The following is a 12,129-nucleotide window of genomic DNA, read 5'->3' as shown; positions in this document are numbered from 1 at the left end:
TATAGAAACCTATTCATACCGCTGGAGGTAAAGGATGACAGCAAAAACACAACAACAGGCTGAGAGAGTTGCTGAAATCAAGCGTCAGCACGGCGATGATTGTTATCGCCGTTGGGGGCGCCGAGGCGGCAATCCGCTTCTGATCGCACTCAAGAAAGTCAACGAAGCCCGGAGGGCGGCCTCTTCGTAGGCCGATGCCATGGCCGCCTCCCGCTCCATTATGCTGCCGCCTAGACCCAAGGCGGGTTCACCCCCTTTCCGTCGACCCGGGCCGGTAACTGTTTCCCTTCGGGTGACAGTCCGGTCCGGGACCGACGCGGATCTGCGGGAGTGGGCGGCTTACTTCGACAGCCTGGCGGCAGCCGGGGGAGGGAAAGATGGCTAACTGGATCATGCTTCACACTTGTCTTCTCCAAGATGACAAGGTGGCTATTATTGAATCGAAGCCAAACGGGACCGCCATGGCCTACCTCTGGGTCAAATTGTTGCTCTTGGCCGGGAAGGTTAATAACGGCGGTCTTATCTATCTTGCCGAAGGTGTGCCCTATGACGATGAAACACTCAGCGCTGTCACTCATTTCCAACCGCAATTAGTCCGAGAGGCTATGAAACTCTTTCATGATCTCAAAATGATTGAGGTACATGAAGGGGTCATCTGCTTAAACAACTGGGACAAATACCAATCGAAGCGCCTCCTGACATTGCACGAGAAAGAAGCCCGGGGCAAGAGGCAGCAACGGGCGGAAAAGAAGCTACTCGTGACTAAAATCAGGCAAAATCTTCTCCCGGAAATAGGCTTGTCCGTGGACACATCCACGGACAGTCCAAGGACACCTCTTATTAAGAGAGTAGAAGAAAGAGTAAAAGAAAATAAAACCTCCCCCCTACCCCCCAAGGGATCGGATGATGATGACGATGATGGGATTATCAGGTTTTACGAGTCACAAACCGGACGTTCCGTCGCTCCCGGTATTGCCGAGACCCTGAAAGACTTGACCGCAAAGTATGGCGCCGGCAAAGTCCGTGAATCCATTAAAGTGGCCGCTCTCGCCGAAGCCAGAAACCCGGTCAGGTATATGGCGAAAACTTTGGAAAACGGGCTGCGCGATTCTGCTTGCCGCGGCAACGGGGGACACCCTAAATCCAGCAGTAATCTCGTGGTGGTGAACTGAGGATGCGTTGCTGATATGGTAACAAATTCGACAGGTGATATTAATAAACACTATGTGGTCACTCAAGAGGTCGAGCGGCGGCATAGGAGGATAACACAGAAAGTTGATCTTAGATTCGCTATGAAATACGCACTTGAGAAACGGGGTCGAGTAGGGAAAGACATCCGCACTATCATGGAAAGCGGAGTCACAAGGACTGCGGTCGCTCGTTCTATCGGGGTATCAAGAGTACAGATCTGGCGGTGGCAACGAGGTCTACGGGAACCGGGTCTATTTATCGTCGATGTTCTTGCTGCCTGGGCGGCACAAGTTCGGGGGGACGGCGGTAATGATATGCCCTAAGTGTCAACAATCATCTCAGAGTATACCGAACGCAGATGGGGACACCTATTGTCTCCTTTGCGGCGTCATGCTATCGGCAAACTTGGGGGGTTACAGAATAAGTTCAAATCAAGCTTCTTATGAAGGACAGAATGAAGAGGAGGAGATAGTACAAAGTAATGGATCTCGGAAATAATTTGATTCTCAAAAGCGATGGCCTGCAATTCATCATAGCCAAGCGATCAACACTGAAGAGTGGGAAGGTAGTCGATGATGTTATCGGATATTTCAATACACTCTCCGGCGCCCTGAAGTTCATGGTGGATTATGAGATCAAGGCTACTGAGTTTAGTAACATCCAAGCAGTCTCCGCTCAGATAGATTCATTAAAACACCGCGTTGAAGGGGTAGCCGCCCGGATTTCTCGGGCACATGACGCACTACAAGCGCCGTGTGGTAGTGCTGAGTAAGTTAGCTGAAGGATTACTCCTCCCCAATTACTATAAGACGCCTTACCAACCCCGCCGATTTTCTAAAAACATTCCTTTTTGGAAGTGGAAAAAGTGAGCCCCCGCCAAACGGACAATTTACTGTCCCGGGCGGGGGTGGTTTTTGGAAAGACAAAACACCTCTCTTGCTAAGTCTTTTTCCGGCAGCCATTGCCGTATTTGGATTCCCTGATTTTCAGGGGGAGGGATTTGCACAGCAACAAACAAGGGGTATAGAATCATCTAGTAGCTTTGAAAATGCCCTAGAATCCAATCCTAGGATTATCCATTTTAGGTGGCGATGAAAATTAAGGGTTAACCCCTATTGACAGCGTCAATCCTCTGCTGTTTAATATGGCACGAATTGACGGGAGTCAATGTCAATTATTGAAACTTGCGGTTGTACCCCCCTAACCGCAGAATGAAAGGAGTTGGAATGACTCAGTATATCCAACTCACCTTTGAGTTCCAAAAAGAAGGCCGGAAGTGGGTTGGCTATTGTCGAGAATTAGGAACCTCAGCTTATGGCAAGACCATGGAAGAGGCTGAATCAAGTCTAAAATCTGCTATTATCTGCCACGTCAATACCTTGGAAGAACTCGGTGAGGCCGCTCGGTTTTTCGAGGAGAATGATATTACGGTTCTTACCGAAAGACCTAGTAAAAGTCACCCCCACATGAGACCTGTTGACATTACCATGCCCGCTGAAACCGACAAATTGTTCAAACCACATGTTCAACGAATACCGATTTTGGCTGGAAGATAGGGATTCATGCCAGGCAGATGAAGGTATACACCTCGATCCCAGCCATATCTGGAAACAAATTAATTGCGTTGCTCCAGAAGGATGGTTGGAGTATTAAAAAACATTGTGATCACGGTGTATCTCTCTTCAAAAACATTGGCGGAATCAATCTAGTCACTGTCGTACCAACGAAAAATGACTCGTTGCCAGAAGGTACTTTACAGGCTATTTTGGGTTCAAAACAAACCAAGATTGGCAAGAATGGCCTACTTTCATTGATCAATCGATACGGGCTTTGAGTGTCGAACGAAGTTATCTACGCACATTTGGCACGTTATACCGATGTTTGTGCAGTGGTAATAAAAACTGAATTCAAAAGGAATGCAAATAAAATGCCTGGCCTTGTAGCCAGGCATCTTTGTCAGAGGGTAAACATATGAGCATCGCAGGATTCGTTATCGGCGTACTGGTGTTTCTTGGCTTTCTACTGGGTTTGATTCCCTTCCTAGGCTGATTCAACTGGCTGAACATACCTCTCGCGATCATTGGTTTAGTATTCAGCGCAATTGGCTTGAGCAGGAACAAAGACCGCGGGCTAGCCATCGCCGGGATCACACTCTGCAGCATTGCCATCCTTGTCGGGACTGGTAGATTAAATCTTGGCTGCGGGATTATCTAGTTTTTAGCGGAAATTAGCCGCTCGGAGGAGAAATGGCAAGAAGCAACAGTAGAAAGCGCACAGGCCTTTTGTTGATGACAGCCGGAGCGATTGCACTTTTAGTTTATATCTTTCTTCGGCTATCACAACTTTACGCAGATGCGAATGGCTTCTCAGGTCTTTTCTATTACGTTTTATCCACCAGCGGGGTGACTCTGATCATTACCGTCACTTTGATTTTTATTGCCGCGAAATCACCCGATAGAGCCAAGCCCATTTATTTTCTATTATTCGCAATCTGGTTGGCTTTAAGTCTAATCTCTTCAATGATAAACGCTGCCGGTTCGTCTGCCCAGTTTATAAGCAGAATGTTGTCATATGCATTGTTGTTCGGGGGAAGTGTTTCAACCTACCTGAACTCACGAGCTTCAAACAACCCATCAGCCTCGGAAAGTTGACTGGCATGGTAAGGGAGCTGGATTAACCTCCCATCCCAGATTCCGGCCTGTCCCCGCTTTCGCGAGGACAGGAATGACAAGGAGAGCCTTCAGACAGCTACTTTGCTTTCCTTCTGACCGCGGCCCTCAACGCCTTCAGATGAGTCAGGATATGTTTGGAGACAATTTCCAGGTGTTCCTCCGGGGAATAGCTGCGGGAACCCACCCGGTACGGGATTACTACCACCTTTTCATCCAGAATACTGCGGTTAATCATATCCTGCGCTGCCCTAAACCTGTCCAGCACTTCAATGAAAGTGACGGTTTCCAGCTCTTCAAAACAGCGGCGGTTCAAGTCGGCATAAGCGCCTGAAACAGGTGCAGGCTTAACGCCAGCCGCCAGGTCCCGGACGTTGCGGGCAAAGCTTTCATGCCAGAACAGGATATGCCCCAGGGTCCGTTTGACAGTCCAGCCTTCATACATGGGAATGTCCGGATCAGTCACACTCCGGCCGAACTCCAGAAGCTCCGAAGCGACGCCATTCAATTGGGCGAGCAGGGCTTTCCGGGTGTCCGAGGGGGCAGTATCGATGCCGGTCATATCCGTTTTCTCCAACCGAAAGGCCTGGCTGCCGCATTTTAGTCTGCCGGTACCCCTTAGTAAAATTGGTCGCCGTCAACGCCCGCCTCAGTATGCCAATCTTGTCTTCCATTCAGTGTAATTTGTATAATTTGAGCGCTAAAATCCGGCGCCGTGAAGGACACGTCATGGACGATAAATACTTTTACCGCAAGATCATCGATGAGATTCCGCTGCCAGTGTACGTCTTCCAGGACGGCGACCTGGTCTATTTCAATCAGGCTTTTGTAAATTACACCGGCTACAGCCGGAATGAAATTCAAAATATGAACGTAATGGAACTGGTGCATCCGGAAGACCGGAGTACCTTCATGTGCCAGACGGTTTCCGCCCTTTCCGGTAAACTGGACCACCTGCCGAAGGAGCCTGAGCTGCGGGTTGTACCCAAGGGCGGCGAAACCAGGTGGATCCGACTGACGCCGCGGATGATTGACCACAACAATCAGACGGCCGTCCTGGGCGTGGTGACCGATATCACGGCTTACAAGAACTAGCAACGGCCGTGAGTTCAGCCGATCCCGCCGGCGTCTATCCCCTGGTCAGACGCCCCCGGACATAGAGCAGCAGGCTAACACCGGTGGCGATGACGAAGGCGACCAGGGCGGCCAGGGCGAGAGTGAAAAAGACCGCCTCCTCTATGCCTATCAGGGCTGAGGCGGCGTTGTGAATGACAGCCGCGGCGGCAAAAACCGCGGCGGAGATTCCGCCAGTCCACAGGAACCGCCTGAGCAACCTCAGCCAGACGGCGGCGGCGGCGGGTTCGTCCCTGGCGAAAAGCGCCGCCTTCTTTCTCCGGTACTCCCAGACCAACCCGATCCAAACCAGCAGGGTTATCAGCGCCAGGAGCATATACGCCTCCTTCAGCATTCAGCCGGCGGCGCGGCGATTGACGCGCAATCGGGGCAGCGGCGGCGGAGTTCGGCCAGGTTGCGCTCCGGCGAAATGCTGGCCGCAGGCTGCGGGCACTCCGGCGCATCGAGCGGCGAGCGGTGAGAAAAACCCCGATTATTCATCTCCCGTACCAGCTGCTCATGGCGGCAGGCGATGAGCGCCGGGTCTACCAGGCCTTGCAAGTAGCCGTCAATGCTCTTGCCGCGGCGGAGGCATCCGGCCAGCATGTGAAGCTCGACGTGTTCACCCAGGAGGTGCCTGCGGCACATCAGCCGCGGGTCAACCAGCCACATCCGCATACGGAGATTATACTCCAGGCGGCAAGGGTTAACCGCCGTCCAGCGACGGGTGCTCCGTCTCGGCGAACCAGTCCTCCGGATTGGTCAGATATTCGGCGTAGTCCAGCAGCGCCCGGGCGTGCTCCCATTCCTCATCGGCCAGGACGGTATAAAACTCTTTTTCAGTCTGGAAGGCGGCTTTTTCAGCGTGTTCCCGGTAAAATTCGTGGCTCTTCTTTTCTTTTTCGATGGCGATGTTGACCATCTCCAGTTCGCCGGCGGCGCCGGCGACCTTGACGCCGATCTCGCGGCAGACGGCGGCCAGGTTCTGGCGTATCTGGCGTGAGGACGGCGCGCGCAGCGGGGCGGCCGGCCAGCCGTGATCCCGGCTGACTGACTGGTAAAGCGACTCAAAGCGGCGGCGGTGGTCGTCTTCCTCCTCGGCCAGGGACTTTAGCAGCTTGCGGCCGGCTTCGTTGGCGGAGTTCCGGGCGGCGGCCAGGTAGCATTCGCGGCCTTCGGTCTCAAGCTCAATGGCGGCGCTGATAGCCTGAATCATTCTTTGCTGTTCTGAGGCGGGCATGTCGGTATTCCTCCACAGTAGATGTCCTATTATGATACCCCGCGGCGGCGTTTCCGCCAAAGACTCCGGGTTTGACAGGCAAACGCCGGCGGATTTAGTATCAGCTCCGATATGATGAGATGCCCTCATGACCAGGCCGAGCTCCGCGGCGTGGCGGCGGCCTGCCACTACGGGCTGCCGCTGCGCCTCGACCAGTGCCCCGAATGCGGCGGCATCTGGTTCGACGAGTCGGAATTGTTCCGGGCGCGGCAGGGCGAAGCGGCCAGGCTGGAGGCGCTTGACGAGGCAAGCCTGGCCCGGCCGACGGCTGCGGCGCGGCATGACCTGGCCTGCCCCCGGGACGGGACCAGGCTGCAAAGGTTCACCGACCGGCATTTCCCGAGCGAGGTCATCCTCGAGCGGTGCCCGGCCTGCCGCGGGCTGTGGCTCAACCGGGGGCATTTCCGCGGCTACCAGCGCTACCGGGAGAAGAAGTTCACCGCCGTTATCGAGTCAGCCGGCGACCTGAAGTTCAGCGAGGAGTTGAAGCGGCTGGCGGCGGAGCACAGGCAGGGGAACTCAACGGAGACGATGCGCAAGCTGGGGGAGTTCCTGTCAACGCCGATGGGGCCTGGGGAGGCGCCCAGCGCCGAAGCGGAGCGGGCGGTGAATACGTTCATCAGCATCCTGATGACGCTGCTGCGGGTGGCGGTGCTGCGGGGGTAGGGAAGATAACACAAGAATAAAGGGGCGGATTGTACCCGCCCCTTTATTCTAATCACCCACTGTTTGAGTGTTATTTTTTGAGCTTGGAATTCTTCACGCCAAATTCGTAACTGTAATCCGAATAAAAGGTCACTCCTTCCGGCGCGTCGTAGGTCACCAGCATAACAACCTGGTCTGCCCAAATTAAAATTTGGTTCAGTTCAAACAAACCGGTATCGGTGACGCTGTCCAGCCTTAAGGTGAGAACCTTGTACTCCCCGGGTTTGTTCTTTCCTGAGTTTTTCATGGCGACGAATGTAACGGTATAGTCGTTGTCGACTGGGAATAGTTGGCTGATGTCCTTGAATACCGAGGCGTCTGTCCCATCAGAGATCAATTCCCCATCAACATATACATTATCAACCCACCACCCGCCATAATACGTCGCCCAGTCGGTGACGCAGCGGAATGCGATAAGGATATCCTGACCGGCATAGGCAGAGAGGTCGAACCTCATATTTATTGGAGCACTGATGTAACTGGTCAATCCCGGAAGGTTAGCGATTACGGTGGGGTGGGCGTTGGGATCATGATCAGAAGTAGTATAGGCATTGGATAAACTTGACCAAGTATATCCACCATCGACCGAAACCTGAACAAAACCGAAGTCCCAATAGTCTTCAAGATTCCAAATTGTGTCGAAACTCAGGGTACCACCACCGGTTGTCTCAAAAATCGCCCAGTTGTCAATGAGATCACCGACGCCGCTCCAAAGCCAACCATCATCGGAACTCCAACGGGTCGGGAATATGGAATACGGCACGCCGTTGAACTGGAATTTCAACAATTCCTTGGCATTCCCATCCAACCAGATGTAGTCGGTACCCCATGGCGGAGCACCTTCCAGGGAATAAGATTCAAGATTTGGCGATGCCGGCGATCCAATATCAAGTTTAAAACCGGGGAACGTTTTAATCGCGTACTTACTACCAGCTTTAACAGAGTTGATCAACAAGGCAACCGAAAAATCGTGATACAGGTCGGAAAAAGTCTTATTTATCCTCATTTGGGATAAAGCACTGTTTACGCCGGATATCCCGTTCCCAGGATTATGGAACAAAACTTGGGTGAATGTTCTACCAAACTGCTCGTTAAGATAGATCTGGAAGAGGGCGGCCTGCCCGTAGTCCGTCAGTATCTCTTCGTCGCCCTGGTCACCCCAAACAACAAGCGAGTTCTCTGGATTTTCGGCAGCTGCGTCAAGATGACCTTGCAGTGATTGCGTATATCCGCAGAGGATCTCCGCATATTCGGACATACCCTCATTGATGAATGTCTCTTCATCAGGGTCATAGTCATCATGAAGGAGATGCTGCCACTCATGAGCTACCACACCCTCATAAAGATACGCACGAGTTCCGTCAGGACCTAAGCGATTTGCCCAGTCATAAGCGTCTATTGTGATAACATTTCGGTCAAAATATACCTCAAACGAGGGAGAGTAAAAACCTGCAATATAGATTGGGTACGTTGAATCATAGTAATTCTCATCGCGGATATTGCTGATAAGAACGATATTTCGACCACCAGAATCAAAGTAATAGTCCGATGGCAAACCAAGCAGCCCTGGCAAATAGGCTGTCGAACCATCATGAGGATCAGCCCCTCCGAAAAAGTCTGTTTCCGTCGGCAAGATAACATTATCAAATTGGTTGAGAATGTAGGAGATTTGAGTGTCGTCAATAGAAGGTGTGGTGCGTGGATCTCCAGACGTCCAAGCCAGATTCACTTGAACCCAAACTTGTGTCTTCGATGACTCTGAGACCAAATAAAAATAGGTTGCTTGGTAACTACCAAAATAGTCATTAAGAATTAGGAATATTTTAGTATCCAAAACTGTAAGCGATGACGCATTAACATTGCTTGATCCAGTTGGTTGGTCATCTTTAACGATTCGGTCAACCGTGGCCTCCCATTGCCGGATCTTGGGGCCGACGTCTGTGGGTACGTAATCGACTTTCGCCGCCGCGGCCGGAATCGCCGCGGGTAACAACAGCACCAGAACACCGAGCGCCAGGAGAACCGCAGTGAACCGTGAGACCGCTTTTTTCAACATGGTTTTCCCTCCTCCTTTTACATGTAAAAACAAAACCGGCCGCTTTCCAGGCCGGTTTCACCATTAGCTAGCTGCCAGTCCAGGTGACCAGTTACAGACGGCAGGTCACAGCCATCCTGTTTGATGATAAAGAGTTATGGGATTAGTGTAAGGCTGCTATATTATTGAAGTCAATAGGTTAGAGGTATATTTTTCACGCTTCGCCGCAGGGCAGGAACCTGCGAAACTGACTTGAGGAAAGCTTCTAAACCGGAGGTGAAATCCGGGCGATGCGCTCTAAGATCTGACGTTTCTTCTGCTCGGCTTCCATGTACAAACTGTCCAGGCCGTCGTAGAGGCCGAGGATCTCTTTGGAAAAAACCGGCGAATCGCCAGGGGCGCCGGGGGAATGATCCGGGTTGCGGGGCAGCAGTGCCGATCTGGCTTCCCAGAGTTTATGCGCGATGTTCGTCCAGAGAACCAGGGCTTGCTGCAGGCTTTCCAGGTTGTCCGACATATTCCAACTTTCTTGTTTTAAACCAAATCAGGGGGTATTCTACCAATAGACAACCTTGAACTCAATGAAAACCTGACGAGGCAGATGCCGATGAACGAGACGCTTAAACTCATCCACAACCGCCGCTCGGTGCGCGCCTACAGCCCGAAACCGGTTACCCGTGCCGATAAAGACGCCATCCTGGCCGCGGCTTTCAGAGCGCCCACGGCCGGCAATCTGATGCTATATTCCATCATCGAGGTGGAGGACCAGTCCCTCAAAGACCGCCTTGCGGTCAGCTGCGACCACCAGCCGTTCATCGCCAGAGCGCCGTACGTGCTGTTGTTCCTGGCGGATCTACAGCGGTGGTGGGACTACTTCATCAAATGCGGCGCTCCCGGACGGGCCGAGGCATCCGGGTTGCCCAACCGCAGGCCTCAAACCGGCGACCTGATGCTGGCCTGCTGCGACGCGCTCATTTCGGCCCAGACGGCGGTCATCGCCGCCGAATCCCTGGGGATAGGTTCATGTTATATCGGCGACATACTGGAGCAGTACGAGACGCACCGGGAAATGTTCGACTTGCCGCCGTACACCCTGCCGGTCACCCTGTTATGCTTCGGCTACCCGACAGCGGCGGCGGCGAAGAGAAAATTGACCAGCCGTTTCCCCGGAGAGAGTATCGTCCATAAAGACAGATACCGCCCGCTTGATGCTGCGGCAATGGACCATTGCTTTGGGGACCTGGAGAATACATTCCGCAGCACCGCAAGGGCAGTTCAATACGAAAACGCCGGCCAGGAGATATATTGCCGCAAGTTTGCCGCCGGTTTCTCGATGGAACTGAACCGTTCGGTTGGGAAAATGCTGGAAAACTGGAAATGAAAACTAGAAGTCTCCTTCTGGCCGCGACTATCTTAACCACGTTTCTGACCGCAGCTTCCTGCGGCCCCGCTCAGGAGCCGACCCCAACCACCCCGAACCCGACCTCGCTCGACGGCGCAGTCCTTTTCGCCGCCTACTGCGCCGAGTGCCACGGCGCTAACGCGGAAGGAACGGACCGCGGCAGCCGCATCACCCCGGACAGCCCGGCAATCTTAAACCGGACTGAAGAGCAGTTGATTTCCCTGGTTCAGTTTCACCGGGCCGCCCTCGGGTTGTCACCGCAGCAGGCCGCCGCCCTGGCCAGCTTTCTAAGAGACCACCAGGCGATGCGGTTTTTGGCGTTTGCAGCGGCGCCGAAAATTATGATAAATTACTTTCGTTAATTTTTATCCACTTACTGAGGAAGCTGACAGATGAGGTTGCCGAACCGTAACGCCGCTCTTCTTTTATTATCCACTCTGCTGATTTTGACGCTGACCGCCGCCGGCTGCGGCAAGACGGCGGCATCGATCGGAAACAACCCGGCACCGTCAACTTCCGCCGTGTTAATGGGGGCTCAGTTATATTTGGCGTCCTGCGCCGAATGTCACGGAGCCAACGGCGAAGGCACCAATAAAGGAAATCCGGTCAACCGCGACTCCGAAGCCAGCGCCGGCCGCACCCTGGAAGAGCTGACCAATCTGATCAAATACCACCGCTCCAGGCTTAACCTGAGCGATGAGCAAATAACCTCACTGGCAAATTATCTGAAACAAGACCTGAAGTAATCCGGATTTTCAGTGAGGGCAAACCTTAGTCCGCCCCGGCAGGATTAGCCGTTGCCCATCTTCTGCCGGCTCCGGTAGCCGCCGCTGTAAGCGCCCAGGTCCACCAGCACGGCGACGATCAGCCAGATGAAATCAAAGCCTTCCACCCCGCCGCGGAAAACCAGCACGTAAGCCAACGTGGTCCAGGGCAGCAGGAAGAAGCCTAACAGCGGGATCAGGAAAGTGTCGAAAGCGGCTTGCCAGCGCGCCTGATCAAGCAGCCACCAGATGAGGATAGCGGCCCTGGGACCGATGAGCAAGGCAATTACGGCGGGGCAGCACATTTGATACCTCCATCAAGCTATGGTTTCATTATAATCTCCGGCTGCCGGCCGGACAATAGCCTCACTCTTTTTTATCACCACTATAACGCCCAATCCGACGATTTATGTCTGAATGTCTGCCGGTATCATTTCAATTTGCCGCCCTGGAGGTTCGGCCTGGCCGAGAGAACCTACCGCCATGTATAATGACGTGTTTCAAAAACAGGAAATCAAGATCGATTTGATCAAACAACGCTTCATGAAGCCAGCCGCCTGGATAATCTCAGCAACCGTGCTCACGCTGTTACTGGCCTTTCCGGCGGCCTGTTCCGATCAGCGGGCGGCGCTTCGAGATCAACTCGACCGAACGGCTGCCCGGATAGAAGAAACGGCGCGGCACTACGAAGATCCCGCCAACCTCGGCTGTCTCGGGCCGCTGCTGGTGCTGGACAGAAACAGAAATGATCTGTCCGCCGCTGAAGAGGCCTGGGCGGCCGGCGACTACGATCAGGCTGAATCTCTTATTCAGGCGATCAATGATTCGCTCGACCGGATGACCGGCCAGAGGGGCGATGAGTGGGTCATTGTCGGCTTTGCCGGACTCAACCTGCTGCTGGCGGCGGTGGCGGTGCTGCTCTTCCGGAACCGCAAGCGGCGCCATTTGACTGGCAACCAGTAAAGTATTAG

Annotated in this window: 19 protein-coding genes; 12 read left to right on the top strand and 7 right to left on the bottom strand. The window is 53.4% G+C overall.

The features are described 5' to 3' along the window. Nucleotides 1-34: 34 nt before the first annotated feature. The 6 genes from DEALK_RS10130 to DEALK_RS09940 all read left to right on the top strand — a co-directional run bounded on the left by DEALK_RS10130 (nt 35) and on the right by DEALK_RS09940 (nt 3,842). Nucleotides 35-190, top strand: a complete 156-nt coding sequence (locus DEALK_RS10130; RefSeq protein WP_186007577.1) for a hypothetical protein — start codon at nt 35-37, stop codon at nt 188-190. Between the two features lie 187 nt (nt 191-377). After that, complete coding sequence (locus DEALK_RS04795) at nt 378-1,172, top strand: phage replisome organizer N-terminal domain-containing protein (RefSeq protein ID WP_058439166.1); 795 nt, start codon at nt 378-380, stop codon at nt 1,170-1,172. Nucleotides 1,173-1,672: 500 nt separating this feature from the next. Next, nucleotides 1,673-1,963 (top strand): hypothetical protein, encoded by a 291-nt coding sequence (locus tag DEALK_RS04785; RefSeq protein WP_058439164.1) that lies wholly within the window; start codon nt 1,673-1,675, stop codon nt 1,961-1,963. Between the two features lie 454 nt (nt 1,964-2,417). After that, the gene (locus DEALK_RS04780; RefSeq protein WP_058439163.1) at nt 2,418-2,747 is read left to right on the top strand and encodes a type II toxin-antitoxin system HicB family antitoxin; all 330 of its coding nucleotides are present in this window, start codon (nt 2,418-2,420) and stop codon (nt 2,745-2,747) included. A gap of 17 nt (nt 2,748-2,764) precedes the next feature. After that, nucleotides 2,765-3,025 carry a type II toxin-antitoxin system HicA family toxin gene (locus tag DEALK_RS04775; protein ID WP_058439162.1) on the top strand — a complete coding sequence of 87 codons (261 nt, stop codon included), beginning with the start codon at nt 2,765-2,767 and terminating at the stop codon, nt 3,023-3,025. A gap of 412 nt (nt 3,026-3,437) precedes the next feature. Next, on the top strand, nt 3,438-3,842 hold the full coding sequence (locus DEALK_RS09940) for a hypothetical protein (protein ID WP_133240211.1): 405 nt from the start codon (nt 3,438-3,440) through the stop codon (nt 3,840-3,842). Between the two features lie 97 nt (nt 3,843-3,939). On the opposite strand, the gene DEALK_RS04765 is transcribed toward DEALK_RS09940, so the two are convergent. After that, nucleotides 3,940-4,422, bottom strand: coding sequence for a hypothetical protein (locus DEALK_RS04765; protein WP_116632792.1), 483 nt, complete (start codon nt 4,420-4,422; stop codon nt 3,940-3,942). Nucleotides 4,423-4,589: 167 nt separating this feature from the next. On the opposite strand from DEALK_RS04765, the gene DEALK_RS04760 reads away from it, so the two are divergent. Then, nucleotides 4,590-4,955: a PAS domain-containing protein gene (locus DEALK_RS04760; RefSeq protein WP_058439159.1), complete on the top strand. Its 366-nt coding sequence runs from the start codon at nt 4,590-4,592 to the stop codon at nt 4,953-4,955. A 34-nt stretch (nt 4,956-4,989) separates the two neighbouring features. Here DEALK_RS04760 and DEALK_RS04755 read toward each other — a convergent pair whose 3' ends face one another. Genes DEALK_RS04755 through DEALK_RS09780 form a run of 3 tightly spaced genes read right to left on the bottom strand, consistent with a single transcriptional unit; the run spans nt 4,990 to nt 6,213 of the window. After that, nucleotides 4,990-5,310: a hypothetical protein gene (locus DEALK_RS04755; RefSeq protein WP_058439158.1), complete on the bottom strand. Its 321-nt coding sequence runs from the start codon at nt 5,308-5,310 to the stop codon at nt 4,990-4,992. An 11-nt stretch (nt 5,311-5,321) separates the two neighbouring features. After that, nucleotides 5,322-5,651 carry a pyrimidine dimer DNA glycosylase/endonuclease V gene (locus DEALK_RS04750; RefSeq protein ID WP_058439157.1) on the bottom strand — a complete coding sequence of 110 codons (330 nt, stop codon included), beginning with the start codon at nt 5,649-5,651 and terminating at the stop codon, nt 5,322-5,324. Between the two features lie 28 nt (nt 5,652-5,679). Next, nucleotides 5,680-6,213 (bottom strand): ferritin family protein, encoded by a 534-nt coding sequence (locus DEALK_RS09780; RefSeq protein ID WP_058439156.1) that lies wholly within the window; start codon nt 6,211-6,213, stop codon nt 5,680-5,682. Nucleotides 6,214-6,324: 111 nt separating this feature from the next. Here DEALK_RS09780 and DEALK_RS04740 point away from each other — a divergent pair, with 111 nt between their 5' ends. Then, a complete protein-coding gene (locus DEALK_RS04740; RefSeq protein WP_144437075.1) occupies nt 6,325-6,918 on the top strand; it encodes a zf-TFIIB domain-containing protein in 594 nt (197 codons plus the stop codon). 70 nt (nt 6,919-6,988) lie between these two features. On the opposite strand, the gene DEALK_RS04735 is transcribed toward DEALK_RS04740, so the two are convergent. Together DEALK_RS04735 and DEALK_RS04730 are read right to left on the bottom strand one after the other, a co-directional pair. After that, nucleotides 6,989-9,013 (bottom strand): immune inhibitor A domain-containing protein, encoded by a 2,025-nt coding sequence (locus DEALK_RS04735; protein WP_058439154.1) that lies wholly within the window; start codon nt 9,011-9,013, stop codon nt 6,989-6,991. Between the two features lie 244 nt (nt 9,014-9,257). After that, complete coding sequence (locus tag DEALK_RS04730) at nt 9,258-9,509, bottom strand: hypothetical protein (RefSeq protein ID WP_058439153.1); 252 nt, start codon at nt 9,507-9,509, stop codon at nt 9,258-9,260. Nucleotides 9,510-9,599: 90 nt separating this feature from the next. Here DEALK_RS04730 and DEALK_RS04725 point away from each other — a divergent pair, with 90 nt between their 5' ends. Genes DEALK_RS04725 through DEALK_RS04715 form a run of 3 tightly spaced genes read left to right on the top strand, consistent with a single transcriptional unit; the run spans nt 9,600 to nt 11,140 of the window. After that, complete coding sequence (locus DEALK_RS04725) at nt 9,600-10,373, top strand: nitroreductase family protein (protein ID WP_058439152.1); 774 nt, start codon at nt 9,600-9,602, stop codon at nt 10,371-10,373. After that, entirely contained in the window at nt 10,370-10,756 is a 387-nt protein-coding gene (locus tag DEALK_RS04720; RefSeq protein ID WP_058439151.1) for a c-type cytochrome, read from the top strand. The genes DEALK_RS04725 and DEALK_RS04720 overlap by 4 nt, the downstream gene beginning before the upstream one ends. A 30-nt stretch (nt 10,757-10,786) precedes the next feature. Further along, nucleotides 10,787-11,140: a c-type cytochrome gene (locus tag DEALK_RS04715; RefSeq protein ID WP_058439150.1), complete on the top strand. Its 354-nt coding sequence runs from the start codon at nt 10,787-10,789 to the stop codon at nt 11,138-11,140. A 44-nt stretch (nt 11,141-11,184) separates the two neighbouring features. Here DEALK_RS04715 and DEALK_RS04710 read toward each other — a convergent pair whose 3' ends face one another. After that, nucleotides 11,185-11,463 carry a hypothetical protein gene (locus DEALK_RS04710; protein ID WP_058439149.1) on the bottom strand — a complete coding sequence of 93 codons (279 nt, stop codon included), beginning with the start codon at nt 11,461-11,463 and terminating at the stop codon, nt 11,185-11,187. A 178-nt stretch (nt 11,464-11,641) separates the two neighbouring features. Here DEALK_RS04710 and DEALK_RS04700 point away from each other — a divergent pair, with 178 nt between their 5' ends. Beyond that, nucleotides 11,642-12,121, top strand: a complete 480-nt coding sequence (locus tag DEALK_RS04700) for a hypothetical protein (protein ID WP_058439147.1) — start codon at nt 11,642-11,644, stop codon at nt 12,119-12,121. Nucleotides 12,122-12,129 lie beyond the last annotated feature (8 nt).

The organism is Dehalogenimonas alkenigignens, assembly GCF_001466665.1.
In the GTDB taxonomy this organism is placed as follows: domain Bacteria; phylum Chloroflexota; class Dehalococcoidia; order Dehalococcoidales; family Dehalococcoidaceae; genus Dehalogenimonas; species Dehalogenimonas alkenigignens.
Note: the sequence above shows the minus strand (reverse complement) of the source record. Positions and strands in the feature narration are given on the sequence as shown.